This window comes from Arthrobacter sp. MYb214, from assembly GCF_002979865.1.
GTDB lineage: Bacteria > Actinomycetota > Actinomycetes > Actinomycetales > Micrococcaceae > Glutamicibacter.
The window spans coordinates 873,065-894,236 of the sequence record NZ_PCPZ01000001.1 but is presented as its reverse complement, the minus strand read 5'-3'; the positions used below and the strand labels follow the sequence as shown (position 1 = coordinate 894,236).

The following is a 21,172-nucleotide window of genomic DNA, read 5'->3' as shown; positions in this document are numbered from 1 at the left end:
CCGTCAATGCTAATGCTGATTAGTTCCAGAGTACCGCGATGGCGATGTTGATCAAGGCCATGCCACCCACGGCGTGAGCGATCCCCGTAGGAACTTCCTCGCCGTTCTTCATCTTCTTCCGGCCAAGGAACGCTGCCACCAAGATAATGATTGCAATCAGCGACTTGATTCCAATCTTCATGTGGTTTGGCGAACCGTCGCCAGCCTCGAGAATACCGACCATGGCCAGACCCGTTACGACCTGAACGATAGCGCCATACCACTGCCATACGGAGACGGTTGGAGTCTTGAAATTAGCAAGCCAGCCGCCGAAGATAGCTGCTGCACCCAAGATATGCACGAAAATCAGGATTGAAAGAAGAATAGTCATGATGCTAGCCTAATCTATTTTCGACTGATCGTAGAAAACGCAGAATCGCCCCTGTCGAACCAACGACAGGGGCGATTATCTACCTAGGCTGCGAAAGCGAAAGCTGGATCTTTACAGTCCCAGTTCGCCTTCGAAAGCGCCGCCTTCAAGGCGAGCCTTGACGGTCTGCAGGAAGCGGCCTGCATCGGCACCGTCTACCAGACGGTGATCGTAGGTCAGGCACAGGTACATCATGTGGCGGATGGCAATCGAATCGTTGCCCTCTGCGTCGGTAACGACCATTGGACGCTTCACGATCGCACCGGTGCCCAGGATGGCTACCTGTGGCTGGTTGATGATCGGGGTGTCGAACAGTGCGCCAACCGAACCGATGTTGGTGATCGAGAAGGTGCCACCGGAGAGCTCATCCGGACCGATCTTGTTGCTGCGGGTGCGTGCAGCAACATCAGCGATACGCGAAGCCATGCCAGCCAGGTTCAGATCGCCAGCGTTCGATACAACAGGAACCAGCAGGCCCTTGTCGGTGTCGACTGCGAATGCCAAGTGCTCGGCATTGTGGTAGGTGATCTTCTGGGTCTCTTCGTTGTACTCGGCGTTCAACTTAGGGTGTGCCTTCAGGCCCTCGGCAACAGCCTTGGCGATGAATGGCAAGTAAGTGAGGTTCACGCCGTTGGTGGCCTTGAAGTTGGCCTTTGCCGAAGCACGCAGCTTCACGATGCGGGTCATATCGATCTCGTGGACCTGGGTCAGCTGAGTCGATACGTCCAGGGATTCGCGCATGCGGCGAGCGATGACCTGGCGGATACGTGGAGCCTTCTCCTCGGTGCCGCGCAGCGAGGAAACCTCAACTGCAGGAGCAGCTGGCTTCGCGGCGGCAGGAGCAGGGGCGGCAGCAGGGGCGGCAGCTGGTGCAGCAGCTTCCTGGGCGGCAACAGCGTCCAAGACATCCTGCTTGCGGATGCGACCGCCAACGCCGGTACCCTTCACCGAAGCAATGTCGATGCTGTGCTGGTTAGCCAAGCGGCGGACCAGTGGGGTGACGTAGCCGGACTCATTGGTTGCCTCAGCAGCCGGTGCCTCTTCCTTTGCAGGAGCGGGAGCGGCCGGAGCGGCAGGTGCCTCTTCCTTAGCGGGAGCCGGAGCGGCCGGAGCCTCTTCCTTTGCAGGAGCCGGAGCAGCAGCTGGTGCTTCTTCCTTGGCTGGGGCGGCAGCTGGAGCAGCGCCAGCTGCACCGATAACAGCCAGAACAGCGCCAACTTCAGCGGTCTCATCTTCTGGAACGCGAATTTCCAGCAGGGTACCTGCAACGGGGGAAGGAACTTCGGTGTCAACCTTGTCGGTGGAAACCTCAAGCAGTGGCTCGTCGACGGAGACTTCCTCGCCAACTTCCTTCAGCCAACGGGTGACGGTACCTTCGGTAACCGACTCGCCCAGAGCTGGAAGGGTCACTTCGGTGCCTGAAGCAGCGCCGGCGGCTGGTGCAGCTGCTGGAGCTTCTTCGGCTGCAGGTGCTGCTGGTGCTTCTTCAGCGGCTGGTTCGTCAGGTGCTTCTTCAGCGGCCGGAGCTGCTGGTGCAGCTTCGCCAGCGCCGGAGCCATCGCCAATGCGAACCAGTGGGGCGCCAACTTCAGCGTCCTCGTCTTCGGCTACGAAGATTTCCTCGATGATGCCGGCAACCGGCGAAGGAACTTCAGTGTCAACCTTGTCGGTGGAAACTTCCACCAACGGCTCGTCTACCTCTACACGGTCGCCGACCTGCTTCAGCCAGCGGGTTACCGTACCTTCGGTAACGCTTTCACCCAGTGCGGGTAGGTTTACGGTTTCAGACATCGTCCCGTATCTCCTTGTTTTATAAAGCTTGAAAAGTGGTGGGAGGCGTTGCCTCCGAGCCTAGTGCATACAGGCAGCGCGTTGAACTAACGCGCTGCCTGTATGACCAAAGCGTGATTAACCGTGCAGCGGGGCGCCGGCCAAAGCCATTGCGGCTTCGCCCAGGGACTCGTTCTGGGTTGGGTGTGCGTGGATCAGCTGCGATACGTCCTCTGGGTAAGCTTCCCAGTTCACGATCAGCTGGGCTTCACCGATCTGCTCGCCAATGCGGCCGCCGATGCCGTGAACGCCAACGATTGGGCCGTTCTTGACGCGAACCATCTTGATGATGCCGCTGGTGCCCAGGATCGAGGACTTGCCATTGCCAGCCAAGTTGTACTCGGTGGTTTCAATCTGGTCGGCACCGAACTTCTCCTTGGCCTTCGGCTCGGAGTAGCCCACGGAAGCGATCTCTGGCTCGCAGAAAGTCACCTTCGGGATGTTGATGTCCTCGACGATGGTTGGCTTCATGCCGTGGATTTCCTCGGCTACGAAGCGGCCATGCTGGTAACCGCGGTGTGCAAGCTGTACGCCTGGAACGATGTCGCCGATTGCGTAGATGTTGCCAACGCCGGTGTGCAGGCGCTCATCGGTGATCACGAAGCCGCGGTCAATGGTGATGCCCTGCTCTTCGAAGCCGAGGCCCTCGGTTACCGGACCGCGACCCACTGCAACCAGAACGATCTCTGCTTCCAGGACCTTGCCGTCAGCCAGGGAGACCTTGGCACCGTTAGCATCCTGCTCGACCTTCTCGAAGAAGACGCCGGTGTTGAACTTGATGCCGCGCTTCTTGAAAGCGCGCTCCAGGTTCTTGATGATGGCTGGGTCCTCGTTCGGAACCAGCGAAGGCAGGCCCTCGACGATGGTGACGTCGACGCCGAAAGACTTCCATACGGAAGCGAACTCGACACCGATGACGCCGCCGCCGAGCACGATGGCGCTCTTTGGCAGGTCTTCCATGTTCAGTGCTTCGGTGCTGGTCAGTACGCGGCCGCCGATTTCCAGACCCATGGTCTTGGAGGTGGAGCCGGTAGCCAGGATGATGTACTTGCCCTTGTAGACGGTGCCATCAACATCGATGGAATCCTGGGAGACCAGTCGGCCGTTACCGGTGATAACGTTGACCTTCTTCATCTTCAGCAAGCCCTGGAGACCCTTGTGCTTTCCAGCAACAATGTCTTCCTTGTACTTGCGCACGCCAGCCAGGTCGATCGACTCCAGCGAGGAGTTGATGCCGAACTTGGCACCCTCGCGAGCGTTCTCGGCCAGCTCTGCTGCGTGCAGGTAAGCCTTGGTTGGGATGCAGCCGGTGTGCAGGCAGGTGCCGCCCAGCTTTTCCTTCTCGATCAATCCAACGGTGTAGCCCAGCTGGATGGCGCGCAATGCTGCCGAGTATCCAGCGGATCCGCCGCCGAGGATGAGGACATCAAATTCTTGCGTTGCTGCCGAATCGGCCACGTGAACGCTCCCTCGTATTCGCTTAGTGAGGCCGGCTTAGGCCGACCAGGGGATCGGGTGTGGACTTCCTGGAGCGTGACACATGCGGGCGCGCACCATTAATCCACGGTGATGTTTCAAAACTTACCTTAGTACCGTCCAATGGTTGCAGTCACCTTCGGGGCATTAAAAGTCAGGTATGTCTCTTATTTTTAAACTCATCCCGGCATCGTGCAGATAGTTCTGGCGATACCGGGATGAGTTCCAGGACACAGGAACTGCCATTAGTCCTGCGTTGCTGCGGCTAGTTTGCTGCAGCGAGCTGCTCTGCGTAGGCAACCAGGGTGCGTACCTGGGAGCCGGTGCCGTTCTTCGGAGTGTAGCCCCAGGCGCTGCCTTCGTTGAACGCAGGACCAGCGAAGTCGATGTGGGCCCAAGGGATCTTCTTGCCGTCCACTTCACCGACAAACTCTTCGAGGAACACGGCGGCAGTCATCATGCCGCCCATGCGCTCACCGATGTTCGCCAGATCGGCAACCTGCGACTCGATGGACGGGCGCAGCTCCTCCGGAAGCGGCATGGCCCAAGCCAATTCGCCCACCTTGTCCGAGACGGCAACCAAGTCGCTGGCGACCTGCTTGTCGCCCATGACACCTGCGGTGCGCAGGCCCAGGGCCAGCATCTGGGCGCCGGTCAGCGTAGCGATGTCGATCATGACATCCGGCTTCTCCAAGCTGGCAGCTGCCAGGCCATCGGCCATGACCAAGCGGCCTTCGGCGTCGGTATTGAGCACTTCAACGGTCTTGCCGCCGAACATGGTCAGCACATCGCCCGGACGGGTCGAGGCGCCGCCAGGCATGTTTTCTGCCAGGCACAGCCATGCAGTGACCTTGACATTCAGGCCAAGCTCGGCGACTGCGGCAACGGTCTGGAAAACCGCGGCGGCACCGGACATGTCGGACTTCATGGCGTGCATGCCGGCAGCAGGCTTCAGCGAGGTGCCACCGGTGTCGAAGGTAATGCCCTTGCCGATCAAGGCGATGTGCTTGGCGGCCTTCGACGGCGCGTATTCGATCTTGACCATGCGCGGCTGGCGAACCGAACCGCCGCCAACACCGATCAGGCCGCCGAAGCCGTCCTTAGCAAGGCGCTTCTCGTCGAAAATGGTGACCTTCAGCGGCAGGGACTTGGAGTGGTCCTTCACTGCTGCGGCGAAGGACTCCGGGTACAGCACGTTGGCTGGGGCGTTGATCAGATCGCGGGTGCCGCGTACTGCGCGGCCCAGGATGGCAGCGCGCTTGAGTACTGCTGGCAGGTCCTTGGATGTCGCTACCGAGGTGACGATCTGGGCTTCGGCCAGTACCGGCTTCTCGCTCTTCTTCGAACGGTGGTTCTCGTAGCGGTAGCTGCCCAGCGCGATGCCTTCTGCGATGGCGGCCACGCGCTCCACGCTGTCAGCAGGCAGGGCGAAAATGGCGCTCTTGGCGTTGCTCAGCTGGCGGGCAGCCGAACCGGCGGCACGGCGCAGCTTCTCCTCGGTCAGATCAGCTAGCTCGTCAACGCCCAGGCCGATGAACTGCAAGGTCTTGGTCTTGGCACCGTCTACGCCTGGCAGCGCGGTGATTTCGTCGGCCTTCCCGGCAACGCCCAAAGCTGAAAGCGAATGCTCCAGGGAAGTGGTGGTTTCGGCGGTGAATGGGGATGCCGCGATGGACACCTTTTCGCCGTTCTTGAGTACACCCAGGATGAGGGTGTCAGCGCTCTTGCGCTTGATGTCGGCGCCAATGGCGCTCAAAGTGAGATCACTGGAGTTGATCACAAAATCATTCCTTCTATGCCTTTGTAGGGTCTAAGGTCGCGACAGCCCCTGTGGTTTTCCGGAACAGGTCATGCCGGCGGGCTGTGCGTCTCCTACCCCAAGGTTATCCGAGGTTCCGCGTCATCGTGCGTTACTTCACAGCGAGCGAAAGCCAAGTAGCGATAAGATGGACCATTGATCTGTACTTGAAGTGCAGTCCCAGCCGATGGTTGCCGCTCCCGCTTTGCCGGATGCCGACCCTGAATGAGGAGAAAATGTCCAAGGAATCGTTGATGACGCTGGTCGCAGACGACTTGGATGACTCGCGCCTTCAAGGTCTTGGCATGTTCGTCTCGCTGAAGAGCATCAGCGATGCCGGGCATAACCATTCGCAGGTCTCCAACGAGCTTTTCGGACGCCTCGACTCGGAGCTCTTCGCCACTTTCGACGCCGATGAGCTGATCGCCTACACCTCCCAGCGCCCGCGGGTCTCTTTCCTGGGTGACCACTTCGCTGGATACCAGGCTCCACGCATGGAGATCTACCTGATGACCGATGAGATGGACCGCAAGTTCTGGTTCCTCACCGGTGTAGAACCCGACTTGAAGTGGGAACGCGTGATCGCGGAACTGCATTCCTTCATTGAAGCCTTCAACGTATCGCTGGTTGTGGGGACCGCATCGTTGCCGATGCCGGTGCCGCATACCCGCCCGGTAGGCGTTACCGCACATGGAAACCGCAAGGATCTGATCGAGAACATCTCGACGTGGAGCCCTACGGTGGAATCGCCAGCAGGTCTGGCCTCGCTGCTCGAAATTCGCCTGAGCGAAGCTGGCCGTGATGTCGTGGGATACTCCCTGCACACCCCGCACTACCTCGCCGAATCCGAGTACCCGGCCGTTGCCGTTGCGACGCTGGAATACGTAGGAGCGGCACTGAAGCTGGCTTTGCCAACGGACAAGCTGCGTGAGGCAGGTCGACTGGTCGACCAGCAGCTAGCCGAACAGCTTGAAACCAATAGCGATGTTCGCCAAATGGTCGAGGGATTCGAAGAACGGTTCGATGCGCATGCCAAAGAGCATGAACCGCGCTCGCTGTTGCTGGATGAAGACGAGCAGATGGCGGATGCCGAGGAATTGGGCGCCAGCGCCGAGCATTTCCTTGCGGCCATTGAGAACACTGAAGATTGGTTGAAAAACGGTCACATCGAACCGTTGCCAGGTGATCACGACCAGTGAGCCAGGCCCATCTGAATTCACCAAAGTCGTGGGTTGTCTTCGGCTTCGCAATTCTTGCCTACATTTCTGCAATTTCGCAGCGCACCAGCTTCGGCGTCGCTGGCATCCAAGCCACCGAACGATTTGATGCCAGCGCGCAGATTTTGGCGACCTTCTCCGTCGTGCAGCTGGTTGTCTATGCCGGCGCGCAGGTGCCCGTAGGGCTGCTGCTGGATAAATTCGGTCCGCGCATCCTGATTACCTGCGGCGCCCTGCTGATGGCCGCAGGTCAAGCGTTCCTTGCGATTTCAGTCAACGTCCCCATGGGGTTGGCCGGGCGCGTCATGGTTGGCATGGGCGATGCGATGGTCTTCGTATCGGTGCTCAAGCTGTTGCCCCTATGGTTCTCCGGCTCGCGAATCCCGGTGCTGACCCAGCTCACCGGTACCTTCGGCCAGCTCGGCCAGCTCATCAGCCTCTTTCCTTTCCATATGATCTTGCTGGGCGTCGGCTGGTCCGCGGCGTTCTCGGTCATGTCCGGTTTCGCTTTTGCCACCTTCATCACCACGATCGCTTTCGTGCGCAATGGCAGGACCTGGGAAGGGTCCGGCCAGGGGGAGCAGGAGACCGGCTCGCGGATCGCCCGGGCCTGGAAACAGCCAGGAACCCGTTTGGGGTTCTGGACCCACTTCTCCACGGCATTCATGATCAACACCTTCATGATGACCTGGGGCTATCCTTTCCTTGTCGAAGGCCAAGGCATAGACGGTGCGCTGGCATCGGGCTTGATGGCGGTGTTCGTTGTCGTTTCCATCGTGGTGGGACCGATCCTCGGCGCCCTGACCTCGCGCCATGCCAGCCAGCGTTCCAACTTTGCCCTGGGCATTGTCGGCTCAATCCTGGTGATGTGGGCAGTCGTCCTATTCTGGCCAGGGCAGGCCCCGCTATGGATTCTGGTGCTATTGATGATCGCCATTGCCGCCGGTGGCCCGGCCTCCGTAATCGGCTTCGACTTCGCCCGAACGTTCAACCCGCCGCAGGTGCTGGGAACGGCCACCGGCCTGGTGAACACCGGCGGGTTCATAGGTGCCTTTGTCACGATCTACGTCATCGGATTCATCATGGACATGCTGTATAAGGCCAACGGCTCGGTGGGCGAGCTCTACAATCTTCAGGCCTTCCGCGTGGCCCTGTCAGTCCAGTTCGCCATGGCATTGCTCGGTATGGTGTTCATGGTCGTTGAACGCCGCAAGGCACGCCGCTTCCTCGCCGAGCAGTAAGCCCGCACCGGGGCGATCCGAAAGGTTCTCCACAGCTCGCAGCCTCTGACCTCATGCGCCAAGCGCAGCGTTGCACCGTGGAGCCATGACAACTACACCGGAACGCCACCCTCTCTCGCTGTCCAGTTGCGAGGACATCTTGGCGTATGTGCCCCATGCCCTAGGTTTCTATCCTCAGAATTCGGCCGTGCTGATGCTGATAGACGAGGACCATCTGGAAGCGACCTTGCGAGTTGATCTGCCCGAGGAAAACACGGCTGCAGAGCTTGGGACGTGGACCGCGCAGCTGCTGAGTCTGCTAGAACGAATGCCCCATATCCAAGGGGTGGTTCTGGTGGTCTATGCGCCCGAAGGAACGTCGGCCGGCTCCGGGATTCCCTACGCGGATCTGGTCGCGCAGCTAGAGCAGGGGCTGACAAGCAAAAAGGTCTTGCTGCGTCACAGCTGGTGCCGGCAGGATCGTGTGGTCTGGAACTACGCGACCGATGATTACGCAGAGCCGACGCCCGTGCGCCCGGTGGAAACGAACGAAACGCATTTGTCGTTGGTCTTCGCCGGGTCGGCTCCGTTGGATATTCCATGGGACGGTAGCGGAATCCCGCAATGGCCGCAGGCTGCTGAGATCCTGAAGATCATCTCGAATCAGCAGCACAACGTCGTCAACTGCTTGGAAGCGTGGCTGCAGACCATGGACCTAGCTGAGCCAGAAGCCCGGGCCTGGATTCACGATGAGCATGAGCATGCCGCATTGCTACTGGGTTCCTTGGAAGTGAAAATCGTGCGTGACCTTCTTCCGTACCTGGCTGGTCAAGGACTTGAAGCATCACTGGATGTGCTGTTCGGCGTGATGCGCGGGGATCGCGAAGCTGCCGCCGCGCCGTTGACCAACTATTTGCTGGGACGTGGTTGGCATGCTCCGGACTGGCAGAGGATTGACCGGTTGTGGCTGGTCGCCAGAGACCTGCTCGGCGTTGCTGAAGGCAACGCGCGGCAGGCCCTGCTGTGCATTCTTGCGTGGATCGAGTGGGCGCGAGGCAGGGGATCCATGGCGTTGTGCCTGTTGGGGCGAGCGGTCGAGGAAAACCCGAATTACGAGCTGGCCAGGCTGCTGCAAAAGCTGATGTCCCATGGAATCATGCCAGAATGGGCGACCGACCAATTGCGGGCATGGCGTGCTAGTTTCAGTTGAGCAGCAACAGCCGGAGTGTCTCAAGTGGTGTCCTGGTGGCAATTCATGGATAATGGGACAACAGACCCGGTTAGGTTCGAATTGCCTATGTCTTGAAATCTCCGGATTTCGGGAACATTAGGCGGGCTTGATGCGTTGATATCAATGTGCCAGCCCTCGGTGTTTAGTCAATGATTAAACGCCATCGGACTTGACAGGGTCATAGTGGTGTTACCGGCAGGTGCATCCGGAACGCATCGTTAGAAAGGTTATTCGTGTCATCTTCTGAGACGAACGCTAATCGCAAAGCAACTGAGGCCGAGGTTGAAGCGGCCGAGGTCGAGGCAGCCGCCCCTGCAGCGAAGAAGCGCGCTACCAAGGCCAAGCCTCGGACTAAAAAGGTCGCTGCTGAAACTGCAGTGCAAGACGAATCAACCGGAGCGTCGGCTGACGCCGATGACGATGTTGAGCAAGGCACCGATTCGAAGGACTCGAAGTCTGACGATGATTCGAAGGGCTTCACCCTTTCAACCGGTGACGATGATGCTCCACAGCAGCAGGTCATGGTCGCTGGAGCGACCGCTGACCCAGTCAAGGATTACCTGAAGCAGATCGGCAAGGTCGCGCTGCTGAACGCTGAGCAGGAAGTTGACTTGGCTCTGCGCATCGAAGCGGGCCTGTTCGCAACTGACAAGTTGGAAAAGGACGACGGCTCGATGGACCAGCGCTTGCGCTGGGACTATGAGCAGATCATCCACGACGGCAAGATCGCCAAGAACCACTTGCTGGAAGCCAACCTTCGCCTCGTAGTTTCGCTGGCCAAGCGCTACACCGGCCGCGGCATGCTGTTCCTGGACCTGATCCAGGAAGGCAACCTTGGCCTGATCCGTGCAGTGGAGAAATTCGACTACACCAAGGGCTTCAAGTTCTCGACCTACGCCACCTGGTGGATCCGCCAGGCAATTACCCGTGCCATGGCTGACCAGGCACGTACCATTCGTATTCCAGTGCACATGGTTGAAGTCATCAACAAGCTGGCACGTGTCCAGCGCCAGATGCTCCAGGACCTGGGCCGCGAACCAACCCCAGAAGAGCTGGCCAAGGAATTGGACATGACCCCTGAAAAGGTTGTCGAAGTCCAGAAGTATGGTCGCGAACCAATTTCCTTGCACACCCCATTGGGTGAAGACGGCGACTCCGAATTCGGTGACCTCATTGAAGACTCGGAAGCAGTAGTCCCAGCCGATGCAGTTTCGTTCACCTTGTTGCAGGAGCAGCTCCACTCGGTGCTCGACACGCTCTCAGAGCGTGAAGCAGGCGTGGTGGCCATGCGCTTCGGCCTGACCGATGGCCAGCCTAAGACCTTGGATGAAATCGGCAAGGTCTACGGTGTGACTCGTGAACGCATTCGCCAGATCGAGTCCAAGACGATGTCCAAGCTTCGTCACCCATCGCGTTCCCAGGTACTGCGCGATTACCTAGACTAAGAATCTGAGGATGTGGCCAGTAGTTCATTCATTGAACTGCTGGCCACATTTTTATTTGCCGTTAATGCAAGAAGAAGGTGACCCAGAATTGGGTCACCTTCTCGAATTAGTGGCTGGCAACGAGTTTAGTCGTTGGCGTCCACCTTGGGCTTTTCATAGAGTCGCGAGGACTCATCCTGCCAGACCGAAGTCTGCGGACGCAGTTTCGGTTCTACATCGCGGGCATGGTGAGCGCAGAAGAGCAACTCACCGCCTGTCGAAGCCAGCACGGCTCGCACGTAGGCCTGTGCGCCGCAGCGGTCGCACCGGTCGAGGGCGTTCAGTTCACGACTAGCGGTCGTAGTAGTCATTGCCAGCCTCCTAAAGTTGATGGTTACTCTATACAACCAGCTTGGGCTCCGACTCTATCCCGATTTGCCTGTTCTTTCGCTCACCGCGTAGCGCATGTGGATAAGGTCATAGGAGACCGGCGTGCTGGGCAGCACCGGAAAATAGCGGGTATTCGAACACATTAACGATTAGAATATGGAATAAGACGTACTTTCTCATGCAAGTAGGAGACAACAGCTCAGTGGCTTCATCCGACAATTACAGCGCCCGGCACCTTTCGGTCTTGGAAGGCCTGGAAGCGGTTCGTAAGCGCCCAGGCATGTACATCGGCTCCACCGACTCCCGTGGCTTGATGCATTGCCTCTGGGAGATCATCGATAACTCAGTTGACGAAGCGCTGGGCGGTTTCGGCCAGGCAATTGACGTCATCTTGCACTCTGACGGCTCCGTTGAAGTCCAGGATGACGGCCGCGGCATTCCTGTCGATGTTGAACCCAAGACAGGCTTGAGCGGTTTGGAAGTTGTCTTCACCAAGCTGCACGCTGGCGGCAAGTTCGGTGGTGGCTCCTACAGTGCTTCGGGCGGTCTGCACGGCGTGGGCGCCTCGGTCGTCAACGCCTTGTCGGCCCGTTTGGACGTCGAAGTTGACCGCGGCGGCAAGACCTACGGCCTGCAGTTCCGTCGTGGAGAGCCAGGCAAATTTACCGATAAGGGCCGCAAGAAAGCGGACGCTTCTTTCAAGGCTCATGAGACGGCGACGGCTCCGGGCGTTATCGGCAAAGCCAAGCGGGGCGTGACTGGAACGCGCATTCGCTACTGGGCGGATAACCATATCTTCACCCCGGATGCGAAGTTCTCCTATAAGGATTTGCAGGATCGAGCGCGCCAGACCTCCTTCTTGGTTCCTGGGTTGCGCATCACCCTGCGCGATGAACGTGGATTACCGGATACCCCGGGTGCGGACGGGCCTCATGAGGAAGTGTTCCAGCATGATGGCGGCATCAGCGAGTTCGTCGACTATCTGAGCAGCGACTCGCCGGTCACGGACATCTGGCGTTTCCATGGCAGCGGATCGTTCCATGAAAAGGTTCCGGTCATCGATGGCAGTGGTCGCAGCCATATTGAAGATGTGCAGCGTGTCTGCGAAGTTGACGTCGCGGTGCGTTGGGGAATCGGCTACGAAACCTCGCTGCGCAGCTTCGTGAATATCATTGCGACCCCCAAGGGCGGTACGCATACTGCCGGCTTCGAACAGGCCATGCTCAAGTCCTTCCGCAAGAACGTGGAGGCCAATGCGCGGAAGCTCAAGTTCGGCCAGAAGGACAAGCTGGAGAAGGACGACGTGCTGGCGGGCATGACTGCCGTGCTGACCGTCCGACTGGCAGAGCCGCAGTTCGAAGGGCAGACCAAGGAAATTTTGGGTACACCGCAGGTGCGCCAGATTGTTTCCAAGGTGCTGGAGAAGGCACTCAACGACCGACTGGGATCCAATAAGCGCAACGAGAAGGCTGAAGCGTCCACGCTGCTGGAGAAGGTCGTCAACGAGATGAAATCTCGCGTGTCGGCACGTATGCACAAGGAAACCCAGCGTCGCAAGACCGCTTTGGAGTCTTCTTCGCTGCCAACCAAACTGCTCGATTGCCGCAGCAAGGAAGTTGGAAAGTCTGAACTGTTCATCGTCGAGGGCGACAGCGCATTGGGCACTGCCCGTCTCGCGCGCTCCAGCGAGTACCAGGCGCTGCTGCCAATTCGAGGCAAGATCCTCAACGTGCAAAAAGCCTCGATTTCGGACATGCTCTCGAACGCGGAGTGCGCAGCGATGATCCAGGTGATTGGGGCCGGTTCGGGGCGCAGCTTCGACATTGAGCAAGCCCGATACGGCAAGATCATCTTGATGACTGATGCTGATGTTGACGGTGCGCACATTCGGACATTGCTGTTGACGTTGTTCTATCGCTACATGCGTCCCATGATCGAGCACGGTCGCGTCTATGCAGCGGTTCCGCCGCTGCACCGCATTGAGGTGATCAATCCGGGGTCGAAGCAGAATGAGGTTATCTACACCTACTCTGAGGCGGAAATGACCAAGCTGCTGGCCAACTTGGAGAAGGAAGGCCGACGCTACAAGGAGCCGATCCAGCGCTATAAGGGCCTAGGCGAAATGGACGCGGACCAGCTGGCTGAAACCACCATGGACCTGCGTCATCGTATGCTGCGCCGTGTCGGCATCGAGCATGCGCAGGCAGCCGAGGAGGTCTTTGATCTGCTGATGGGCTCCGACGTAGCGCCTCGCAAGAAGTTCATTATCGACGGCGCCGACGATCTTGAACGAGATCGTATCGACGTCTAGAGCAATGCAAACGGCGAAGTCCCTGGCCCTAACGGGGTCCAGGGACTTCGCTGTTTGCGCCAAGAGAGTGCTACCAGTCCAGCAACCGCGGTGCGATGAGCAGGACTGTCGGGCAGATCAGCAACATGATGGTGCTCAGGAGCACTAGTGCGCGCTGCGGGCGGCCCAGCGGATCCTGCGGGGAGAGCAAGCGTTGCAGCCGGCGGGAGGAGACTTCACCATCTGGCATGCCAACTAGGCCGGCACTGGACGAATGATTCTTTGACGACGAATCATCCATTGCTGCGGCGGTGGCGACAGTGACAATGGCTTTGAGCAAAGTGTGCCTATTGACCTTTTCCAGTGCTTTGTCGTCGGCGAGCATTTCTATCAGTTGGCGCACTGCGTCGAGGGCAAGGCGTGAAGTCGGTAGCCAAGGCAATGCTTCGTGCCACGCCGTGAATGCCAGGATCAGCAGATCATGCCGTTGATCCAAATGGGAGCGTTCATGGGCAATAACCGCCTGTTGCTCTTCGGCAGAGAGCTGGGTGAGCAATCCGCGCGATAGCACGGTCACCGATTGCGAAATCCCCGGCACGCAATATGCAACAGGCATGTCGTGATCAATCACTAGGGTATTTGGCCGCGTCTGGGACGGGTTGCTCAAGAGGCGCAGCAGATGCCGGTGCTTGGCTCGTTGGCGAGAGATGCGCCAAGCCGCTCGTATGAGGGTTAATACCAGGTGAAATCCGAAGAGCAGTGCTGCGCTCAAGGCGAACAGGTGCACTTCGCCGGGGTCGGGCACACTGGGATCTCCCATTATCAGGAGCCAGCCGCCATGAAGCGCGGAGATGAGGTCATCGCCCAATGGGGCCAAGCCCCAGACAAGCATCGAGCCGATCATGGAAAGTCCACCGCCTAATGCGATGGCTTGCCAAAGGAGTACCGCTTGCACTGGTGAGCGGGCGGTCCATTTAGCCTTGGATAAAGCCAACGGCGTCGGCCACGCCAATGCGATAGCCAACGCCGCTAGGAAATATGAGGTGAGAAGCACTCAGTCCCCGAAGTTCTTCTAAATTATGCGGACTTTACTGAGTCCAAGATAGCACGCAGGGATGCTGCCTCGTCGGGGGAGATGCCTCCGATGAATCGTGCCAGGACTGCTTCACGGTCCTGGGCGGTGCCCAGGGCGTCGTTGAGCAGTCCAACGGTGTGATCCTCACGGGAGGATGAAGCTGCGTACCGGTGAGGGCGGGTAGTGCGCTCGCGCTCTACCAAACCCTTCTTTTCGAGACGGGCTAGCACAGTCAGCACCGTAGTGACTGCGAGTTCTTTCGCGTCGGTGCCAAGCGCCGCCAAATCATCACGAAGGTCATTCGCGGTGAGTGGTTCTGCAGAATCCCACAGAAGATCCATGACGGAGCGTTCCAGATCGCCAAGGCTGGCCACTAGGTCGTACCTCACTTGCATTAGTTTTGACGCGGTTGCTTGACTCATGGAGTGCAAGCACACTGCTTGGGTTCTTAATTGTAGCCATCTTTCCACAATATTTCTACGGCATGTAAAAGAGAGGGGTGAGTACATGCTTTACCCGTTTCGCAATGAGGTGCGAGAATGTCGCGGGTGAAACTTGTTGACTTGGGTTTTTTAAGAACCGTAGACACAACCCTGTCAATAGGCTTAGTATTTGCGCCCACGTGCGCACTGGCGAAGTTTCCAGTTTCTGAAATTGCTTATCGTCTCGATTTCTACACGCTGTCGAAATCGTCTATGGTGGCCTTGGAGAACTTTTCTACGGAACGTAGAAAAGTGATTGAACTTCGATCCCACGATAGTTGAGGAATCCATGGATGCTCTAGAGATTGCCCGCTGGCAATTCGGCATTACGACGGTCTACCACTTCCTGATGGTGCCCCTGACCATTGGACTAGGCCTGACCGTGGCCACGCTGCAAACCATGTGGCATCGCACCGGCAACGAGCACTGGCTGCGAATGACAAAATTCTGGGGCAAGCTTTTCCTGATCAACTTCATCATGGGCATCGCCACGGGCATTGTCCAAGAGTTCCAGTTCGGCATGGCTTGGAGCGAATACAGCCGCTATGTAGGGGACGTATTCGGAGCGCCGTTGGCCATGGAAGCACTGCTGGCCTTTTTCGTAGAATCTACATTCCTGGGGCTCTGGATCTTCGGCTGGAAGAAGCTTCCCAAACGCGTGCACCTGGCAACCATCTGGTGCGCATCCCTGGCAACGATCTTTTCCGCCTACTTCATCCTTGTTGCGAACTCATGGATGCAGCACCCGGTTGGAACGAAAATAGTTGACGGCCGAGCCGTGATGACCGACGCATGGGCGGTGTTCACCAACAACACGGCGCTAGTGACGTTCCCGCACACTATTTTCGGTGCCTTCGCCGTTGCCGGCGGCTTCCTGCTGGGCATCTCATGGTTCCATCTCTACCGCCGACGCAAAGAAGGCATCGACTCGGTGGATGCCAACGGATATGTTGTCGTGGGCGAAGATCCCAGCCGCGGTAAAAGCCGTGACAAGGTGGACTACCAAGTCTGGATCAAGTCCCTGCGCATCGGCGCCGCGGTAGCAATGGTCGCGTTCCTCGGTGTGGCACTGAGCGGGCACGAACAAGCAAAGCTCATGTTCGAGCAGCAGCCGATGAAAATGGCTGCTGCGGAGGCAGCTTGCCACGATGGAACAGGCTTCTCGGTGCTGTCCTTGGGAGATATCACCGCCAAGGGTTCAACCAACTGCGACAACGTCGTAGCGGTCTTCGAAATCCCGGGCATTCTCTCGTATCTGGCCAATGGGGATTTCACCACCGAAATCAAGGGCGTGAACACGCTGATTCCGGAATACCAGGAAAAATACGGCAAGTACTATCCGAACGATGAATCCTTCGGCAAGTACGCAGGCCAGGAAATCAACTACTTGCCAGTGATGGAAGTGACCTACTGGGGCTTCCGCTTGATGATCACCCTCGGCGGGCTCTCGGCATTGGCTGCTGGCGTTGCGCTATGGATCACTCGCAAGGGCACCGTCCCAGAAAACAAATGGCTCTCGCGCCTTGCCCTGCTAGGCATTGCCGCACCCTTCGGCGCAAACGCCACTGGCTGGATTTTCACCGAAATGGGCCGGCAGCCATTCACTGTAGTCCCCAACCCGCAGATGGGTGGCGTGGACCAGGTGTTCATGTACACCGCAGCATCGGTCTCTCCGACAGTGAGCGCAGGAGAACTGCTCTTCTCGCTGATCGCGCTCACGACAATCTACGGTGTGCTGCTGGTCGTGGAACTGGTGCTGCTCAGCCGCTACATTCGTGGCGGCGTGGCATCGGCAATGCCGGAGCTTGAACCGTCAGATCATTCACCAGCGGACGGCCCCTCGGACCCGGACAACGATGACGACGACGTACTGGCCTTCGCCTACTAGCGGCACGGACTAAGGAGAACATCAATGGATTGGCTTCCAACACTTTGGTTCATTGTGATCGCGCTGCTCTGGTGCGGCTATCTCTTCCTCGAAGGCTTTGACCTCGGGGTGGGCATGCTCATCGGTCTCGGCCGTTCCACCGAGAAGCGCAAACGGCTCTTGCTCAATACCATCGGCCCGGTCTGGGATGGCAATGAGGTATGGCTGCTGACCGCCGGCGGTGCGACCTTCGCAGCGTTTCCGCACTGGTACGCCTCGCTGTTCTCGGCCCTCTACATTCCGCTGACCTTTGTCCTGCTGGCGTTGATTTTCCGTGCCGTTGCCATTGAGTACCGAGGCAAGGCGATCACCGCAGCAACCCGGAAAGCTTGGGACCTGGCCTTGGGAATCGGATCGCTGGTGGCCGCCTTCGGTGTCGGTGCCATGCTGGCATTGACCACCTTGGGTCTGCCTTTGAACGAGAACGGCGACCGAATCGGAGGGGCCTTCGCGTGGCTGAACTGGCATGCCGTCCTCGGCGGCGCAGCAGTGGTGGCGTTCTGCTGGATCCATGCGTTGGCATTCCTGCGGTTGAAAACCGACGGAAAAGTCCGCCATGAAGCAGGAAAGCTCGTAGGCCGCTGGCTGCCGCTAGCAATCCTGCCCTTAGTTGCGTGGGTCCTGCTGGTGCTGCTGGACAACGATTCCACCATCGCCTGGGCGGTGTTGGGCCTGGCAGCGGTCTGCCTGGCCATTTCGATAGCCAGCGGCCGCGCTGGGCGCGAGGGACTCTCCTTCATCGCCCTGGGCGCCACCTTGCTCGCCGGGGTCGCAGCGATCTTCACCGCCGCTTACCCGGTAGTGCTGCCATCGACCATCGACCCGGCCTTCGACCTGACCGTGGCTAACGCGTCCAGCACTGCCTACACCCTGAAGCTCATGAGCGTCGTGGCCGCCTTCGGCGTGCCAATGGTCCTGGCGTACCAGGCCTGGAGCTACTGGGTCTTCCGCAAGCGCTTGCGCGAAGAGCACATTCCAGAAACTCATCGAGTCGTCTCCATCATCAAGTAACCGCATTTCCGAGGGAAAGAAGTAGTAATGCCAGCCCCGCGATTCCTGCCGCGTGAACTGATCACGCCACGACAATTCCTGGTTTTGGCGCTGTTCTCCGCGCTCAAAGTCGTCGGGCTGGTATTCGTCGCCTACGCGCTGGGCCAATGGATCGCCACCATGGCCGATGGAGGGGCCAATGAATCGCACCTGCTGATCCTGGCGCTGGCCGGCGCCGCGCTTCGAGCGCTCAGCGCATGGGGATTGAACGCCGGCGCCCGCCGCATGGGCCTGGGCGCGAAGGAACGGCTACGGCTGAACCTGGTGCGCAGGCAAGCCGCGCAACCGGCCATCGTCCCCGCGGCGGAACAGCATTCCATACCGGTCACCGCCACCTTGGCCAGCCATGGCCTTGAGAAGCTCGATGACTACTTCACCAAATTCATTCCTGCGCTCATCGGCGCCCTGGCCGTCCCGCTACTGCTTGGCCTCTACATTCTGCAGCTGGACTGGATCAGCGCAGTGGTGCTGCTCCTGACGATCCCGCTGGTGCCGGTGTTCATGGCATTGATCGGCATGCACACCCAGGACACCCTCAACGAATCCCAAGCCACCTTGGATCGGCTTGCCCACCAGCTCTACGAACTCGCCCAGGGCTTGCCCGCACTGCTGGGCTTGGGCCGGGCACGGGCGCACGGCAGCGCCATCGCCGCCGTCAGCAGCAAATACCGGGCGGCCACCATGGCCAACCTGAAAACCGTATTCATGTCCAGCTTCTGGCTGGAACTGATCGCAACCCTTTCGGTGGCGGTACTCGCGGTGATGATCGGCGTGAGACTGGTCAGCGGGAATATGGATCTCGCCGCCGGGCTGATAATCCTCATTCTGGCACCCGAGCTGTTCTCGGCACTGCGCGAAGTGGGCTCTGCCTACCATGCGGCCGATGACGGGCTGGCTGCCTACCAGAAGTACACAGCCATCACCGCTGCCACCCCGGTCCATCAGCTTCGTGCCAGCACGGCCAGGAACGCAGATAGCGTCCTGGACGTCGCGGACCTGCGGATCAGCTACGATGGCATGCATCCAATCCACCAAGCCGTGAATATTCAGTTGCGCGCGGGGGAGCGCCTGGTATTGTCCACTGCCAGCGGTTCGGGCAAGAGCACGCTGCTCAAGCTGATCGCCGAGGCGCACAGCAGCGACAACACCTTCGATCCGGCCTTGGCCACCGGGCGGGTCTTCATAGCCGGCCAGCTTGCAGTGATTAGCCAGCATCCGCAATTCAACGCAGCAACCGGCAACGGGCAACTGGACCAGGACGCCCCCGCGGCATCGGCTGAACTGCGCCGAGAGCTCAGCTCCCGGCTATCGATGGAGTCCATGCTCGAGCGCCCGATCGGTGAATATTCACCCGGCGAGCTGCGCCGCCTGGAAGTGCTGCGCGCGTTGCTGCGGGTTCACAGCGACGACCACTGCACCGTGCTGCTGGCCGATGAGCCTACCGCGCACCTCGATGAGCGCAACGCCCAGCAAGTACGCGAACTGCTGAGTGGACTTCCAGCCCGCTGCGCGATGCTGGTCGCCAGCCACGACCCCGCCTTCGGGCAGGACGAACGTGCGGGCAGCATAGCGCATGGTGCTGGCCCTGCCCACCGTGAAGAATCCGCAGGCAACCGGTCGCGAGCCACCGCGGCAACGCAGCCTGGCGCCACTGGCCAACGGCCGGTGAAGTCCAAGTTCACCCCGATGCGCGACTTGCTTGCCGGGTACAAAGCTGCCCCCAAGGGCGTGCTCTGGGGGACAGTCAGCGTGCTATGCGCCGTGGCGCTCGCGGCCCTGAGCGGTTGGCTGATCGTTGAAGCCAGCTACCAGCCTCCCATCTTGCACCTGACCGTAGCCTTCGCGATGGTCCGAGGCCTGGGAATCGGACGAGCTGCCTTCCGCTACCTGGAACAGCTCGCGATTCACGACGCGGTGCTGGCCTATGCCTCGGATTTGCGCGAGAAGATGTGGAACGCGATGGTGGCCAACCCCGCACAGTGGGGCTTGCTGACCCGTTCCTCGGTCATCCTGCGATTCTTGCTGGCCGAGGTCGATGAACTGCGCGACCTATTGGCCCGGGTGCTGTTCCCGCCGCTGCAGGCAATCGTAGTGTGGGTTGCAGCAGCAACGGCCTTGTACTTCATCCAGCCCGAATTCGGATATCTGGCCCTCGGTGCGCTGCTGGTGCTGGTCTTCCCGGTGCGTTGGCTTGTGCAGCGCATTGAAGGCGAACACCTCGTGCATCAGCTCAGCCACCGGATGCAGATGAACCAGAGCGTGCTGGGCATCTTGCGGCACAAGTCCGCACTGCGCAGCAATCAGGCCATGGAACGGACCATTGGCCGGTTCCAGGACGCCGAAGCACGCAATACGCAGCGCGCTCGCCGGCATGCCCTGGGCCAAGGCAGCGCCACGGCCCTGGCCACGTTGACCAGCGTATTGCTTGCCATTGCCATCACCGCGCTATCGCACAGCAGCGCATCGTTTACGGCACTGGCCGTGCTCCTGGGCCTGGCCTTGGGGGAGAGCGCTGGCAATGCCCTGCTGGCGGTGCAGCAGGGGCGGGCGCTGAAGGTACTGTCATCGAGGCTGGAAGAACGCGGCATGCAAAGCCACGGCGCACGAGCAGCGCAGCACAACCCGCCGGTGAAGCAAAGCAGGATCGCCGGCTTCGATGCGCAAGCGCTGAGCCTCGGGTACGAGCAGGGAACGCCAGTTCTGGAGAATCTGAACGCCCGCATCCCGGCAGGGCAATGGACGGCCATTACCGGTCCATCGGGTTCTGGCAAATCGACGTTGCTCACCGCGTTGCTGGGCGCGTTGCCAGCGCAATCGGGCAAGTTGAAGGGCATCGATGCCCGCGGGAACCTGCTGGATCTAGAGCAGGCAGACCTGTCATCGGTTGCCTGGTGCCCGCAAGAGGCGCACCTCTTCGACTCCTCGATTCGCCGGAACCTGATGCTGGGCGTCACTGAAGGCCAGCTGCGCAGCGATGCGCAGCTGGAAGAAGTGCTGGAGCAAGTCGGGCTGTCGGACTGGTTGGCAACACAGCCAGAAGGCCTCGAGGCACGCATCGGTTCCGGCGGGCACCAGCTCTCCGGCGGTCAGCGGTGCAAGCTCGCCGTGGCCCGTGCCATGGTGGGCGGCCACCAGATCATCTTGCTTGATGAACCGACTGCCCATCTGGGGGTGGATGAAGCCCAGGACCTGCTTTCCACCTTGCATCTCGCCCTTGCCGGACGAACCGTCGTCTTGATCACCCATGACCAGATGCTTGCCGGGCAGTGCACCCACCGCATTGAACTGGGAAGCCAGAAGCCCAGGGTCAGCGCATAGGACTGCGGCGTCGCTTCCACCCACGGATAGGAGGT

The 21,172-nt window shown here is 59.6% G+C and carries 16 protein-coding genes; 9 read left to right on the top strand and 7 right to left on the bottom strand.

Annotation, left to right across the window (positions count from 1 at the left end; genetic code table 11):
* Positions 1 to 19: 19 nt before the first annotated feature.
* The 4 genes from CQ012_RS04150 to CQ012_RS04135 form a co-directional block, all read right to left on the bottom strand.
* The gene (locus tag CQ012_RS04150; protein WP_105656775.1) at positions 20 to 370 is read right to left on the bottom strand and encodes a hypothetical protein; all 351 of its coding nucleotides are present in this window, start codon (positions 368 to 370) and stop codon (positions 20 to 22) included.
* 111 nt (positions 371 to 481) lie between these two features.
* On the bottom strand, positions 482 to 2,200 hold the full coding sequence (gene sucB, locus CQ012_RS04145; RefSeq protein WP_105661474.1) for a 2-oxoglutarate dehydrogenase, E2 component, dihydrolipoamide succinyltransferase: 1,719 nt from the start codon (positions 2,198 to 2,200) through the stop codon (positions 482 to 484).
* Between the two features lie 117 nt (positions 2,201 to 2,317).
* Positions 2,318 to 3,697: a dihydrolipoyl dehydrogenase gene (gene lpdA, locus CQ012_RS04140; protein WP_105656773.1), complete on the bottom strand. Its 1,380-nt coding sequence runs from the start codon at positions 3,695 to 3,697 to the stop codon at positions 2,318 to 2,320.
* Positions 3,698 to 3,980: 283 nt separating this feature from the next.
* On the bottom strand, positions 3,981 to 5,495 hold the full coding sequence (locus tag CQ012_RS04135) for a leucyl aminopeptidase (protein WP_105661473.1): 1,515 nt from the start codon (positions 5,493 to 5,495) through the stop codon (positions 3,981 to 3,983).
* A 254-nt stretch (positions 5,496 to 5,749) separates the two neighbouring features.
* On the opposite strand from CQ012_RS04135, the gene CQ012_RS04130 reads away from it, so the two are divergent.
* The 4 genes from CQ012_RS04130 (at position 5,750) to CQ012_RS04115 (ending at position 10,626) form a co-directional block, all read left to right on the top strand.
* The gene (locus CQ012_RS04130) at positions 5,750 to 6,712 is read left to right on the top strand and encodes a proteasome assembly chaperone family protein (protein WP_105661472.1); all 963 of its coding nucleotides are present in this window, start codon (positions 5,750 to 5,752) and stop codon (positions 6,710 to 6,712) included.
* Positions 6,709 to 7,971 (top strand): MFS transporter, encoded by a 1,263-nt coding sequence (locus tag CQ012_RS04125; protein ID WP_105656770.1) that lies wholly within the window; start codon positions 6,709 to 6,711, stop codon positions 7,969 to 7,971. Before CQ012_RS04130 ends, CQ012_RS04125 begins: the two co-directional genes overlap by 4 nt.
* 85 nt (positions 7,972 to 8,056) lie before the next feature.
* Positions 8,057 to 9,160, top strand: a complete 1,104-nt coding sequence (locus CQ012_RS04120; protein WP_105656769.1) for a DUF4192 family protein — start codon at positions 8,057 to 8,059, stop codon at positions 9,158 to 9,160.
* 254 nt (positions 9,161 to 9,414) lie between these two features.
* Entirely contained in the window at positions 9,415 to 10,626 is a 1,212-nt protein-coding gene (locus CQ012_RS04115) for an RNA polymerase sigma factor (protein WP_105656768.1), read from the top strand.
* 125 nt (positions 10,627 to 10,751) lie between these two features.
* Here CQ012_RS04115 and CQ012_RS04110 read toward each other — a convergent pair whose 3' ends face one another.
* Positions 10,752 to 10,976, bottom strand: coding sequence for a DUF7455 domain-containing protein (locus CQ012_RS04110; protein WP_105656767.1), 225 nt, complete (start codon positions 10,974 to 10,976; stop codon positions 10,752 to 10,754).
* Between the two features lie 221 nt (positions 10,977 to 11,197).
* Here CQ012_RS04110 and CQ012_RS04105 point away from each other — a divergent pair, with 221 nt between their 5' ends.
* The gene (locus CQ012_RS04105) at positions 11,198 to 13,306 is read left to right on the top strand and encodes a DNA gyrase/topoisomerase IV subunit B (RefSeq protein ID WP_105656859.1); all 2,109 of its coding nucleotides are present in this window, start codon (positions 11,198 to 11,200) and stop codon (positions 13,304 to 13,306) included.
* Between the two features lie 70 nt (positions 13,307 to 13,376).
* On the opposite strand, the gene CQ012_RS04100 is transcribed toward CQ012_RS04105, so the two are convergent.
* Entirely contained in the window at positions 13,377 to 14,105 is a 729-nt protein-coding gene (locus tag CQ012_RS04100; RefSeq protein WP_332727150.1) for a M56 family metallopeptidase, read from the bottom strand.
* Between CQ012_RS04100 and CQ012_RS17990 the strand changes: the two genes are divergently transcribed.
* The gene (locus CQ012_RS17990; RefSeq protein WP_353615986.1) at positions 14,028 to 14,207 is read left to right on the top strand and encodes a hypothetical protein; all 180 of its coding nucleotides are present in this window, start codon (positions 14,028 to 14,030) and stop codon (positions 14,205 to 14,207) included. The genes CQ012_RS04100 and CQ012_RS17990 overlap by 78 nt on opposite strands.
* A gap of 155 nt (positions 14,208 to 14,362) precedes the next feature.
* On the opposite strand, the gene CQ012_RS04095 is transcribed toward CQ012_RS17990, so the two are convergent.
* Complete coding sequence (locus tag CQ012_RS04095) at positions 14,363 to 14,734, bottom strand: BlaI/MecI/CopY family transcriptional regulator (RefSeq protein ID WP_066144398.1); 372 nt, start codon at positions 14,732 to 14,734, stop codon at positions 14,363 to 14,365.
* Positions 14,735 to 15,131: 397 nt separating this feature from the next.
* Between CQ012_RS04095 and CQ012_RS04090 the strand changes: the two genes are divergently transcribed.
* The 3 genes from CQ012_RS04090 to cydC are packed head-to-tail and all read left to right on the top strand — an operon-like array spanning position 15,132 to position 21,137.
* Positions 15,132 to 16,730, top strand: a complete 1,599-nt coding sequence (locus tag CQ012_RS04090) for a cytochrome ubiquinol oxidase subunit I (RefSeq protein ID WP_105656765.1) — start codon at positions 15,132 to 15,134, stop codon at positions 16,728 to 16,730.
* 24 nt (positions 16,731 to 16,754) lie between these two features.
* The gene (cydB, locus tag CQ012_RS04085; protein WP_105656764.1) at positions 16,755 to 17,780 is read left to right on the top strand and encodes a cytochrome d ubiquinol oxidase subunit II; all 1,026 of its coding nucleotides are present in this window, start codon (positions 16,755 to 16,757) and stop codon (positions 17,778 to 17,780) included.
* A gap of 27 nt (positions 17,781 to 17,807) precedes the next feature.
* Positions 17,808 to 21,137, top strand: a complete 3,330-nt coding sequence (gene cydC / locus CQ012_RS04080) for a thiol reductant ABC exporter subunit CydC (protein WP_105661471.1) — start codon at positions 17,808 to 17,810, stop codon at positions 21,135 to 21,137.
* The last annotated feature ends 35 nt before the right edge of the window (positions 21,138 to 21,172 follow it).

Bases quoted from the DNA above. Each gene is read 5' to 3' on its own strand.
- sucB (WP_105661474.1), bottom strand. From the start codon at position 2,200: ATGTCTGAAACCGTAAACCTACCCGCACTGGGTGAAAGCGTTACCGAA.
- CQ012_RS04110 (WP_105656767.1), bottom strand. From the start codon at position 10,976: ATGACTACTACGACCGCTAGTCGTGAACTGAACGCCCTCGACCGGTGC.
- CQ012_RS04120 (WP_105656769.1), top strand. From the start codon at position 8,057: ATGACAACTACACCGGAACGCCACCCTCTCTCGCTGTCCAGTTGCGAG.
- CQ012_RS04090 (WP_105656765.1), top strand. From the start codon at position 15,132: ATGGATGCTCTAGAGATTGCCCGCTGGCAATTCGGCATTACGACGGTC.
- CQ012_RS04100 (WP_332727150.1), bottom strand. From the start codon at position 14,105: ATGGGAGATCCCAGTGTGCCCGACCCCGGCGAAGTGCACCTGTTCGCC.
- cydC (WP_105661471.1), top strand. From the start codon at position 17,808: ATGCCAGCCCCGCGATTCCTGCCGCGTGAACTGATCACGCCACGACAA.
- CQ012_RS04150 (WP_105656775.1), bottom strand. From the start codon at position 370: ATGACTATTCTTCTTTCAATCCTGATTTTCGTGCATATCTTGGGTGCA.
- CQ012_RS04130 (WP_105661472.1), top strand. From the start codon at position 5,750: ATGTCCAAGGAATCGTTGATGACGCTGGTCGCAGACGACTTGGATGAC.
- cydB (WP_105656764.1), top strand. From the start codon at position 16,755: ATGGATTGGCTTCCAACACTTTGGTTCATTGTGATCGCGCTGCTCTGG.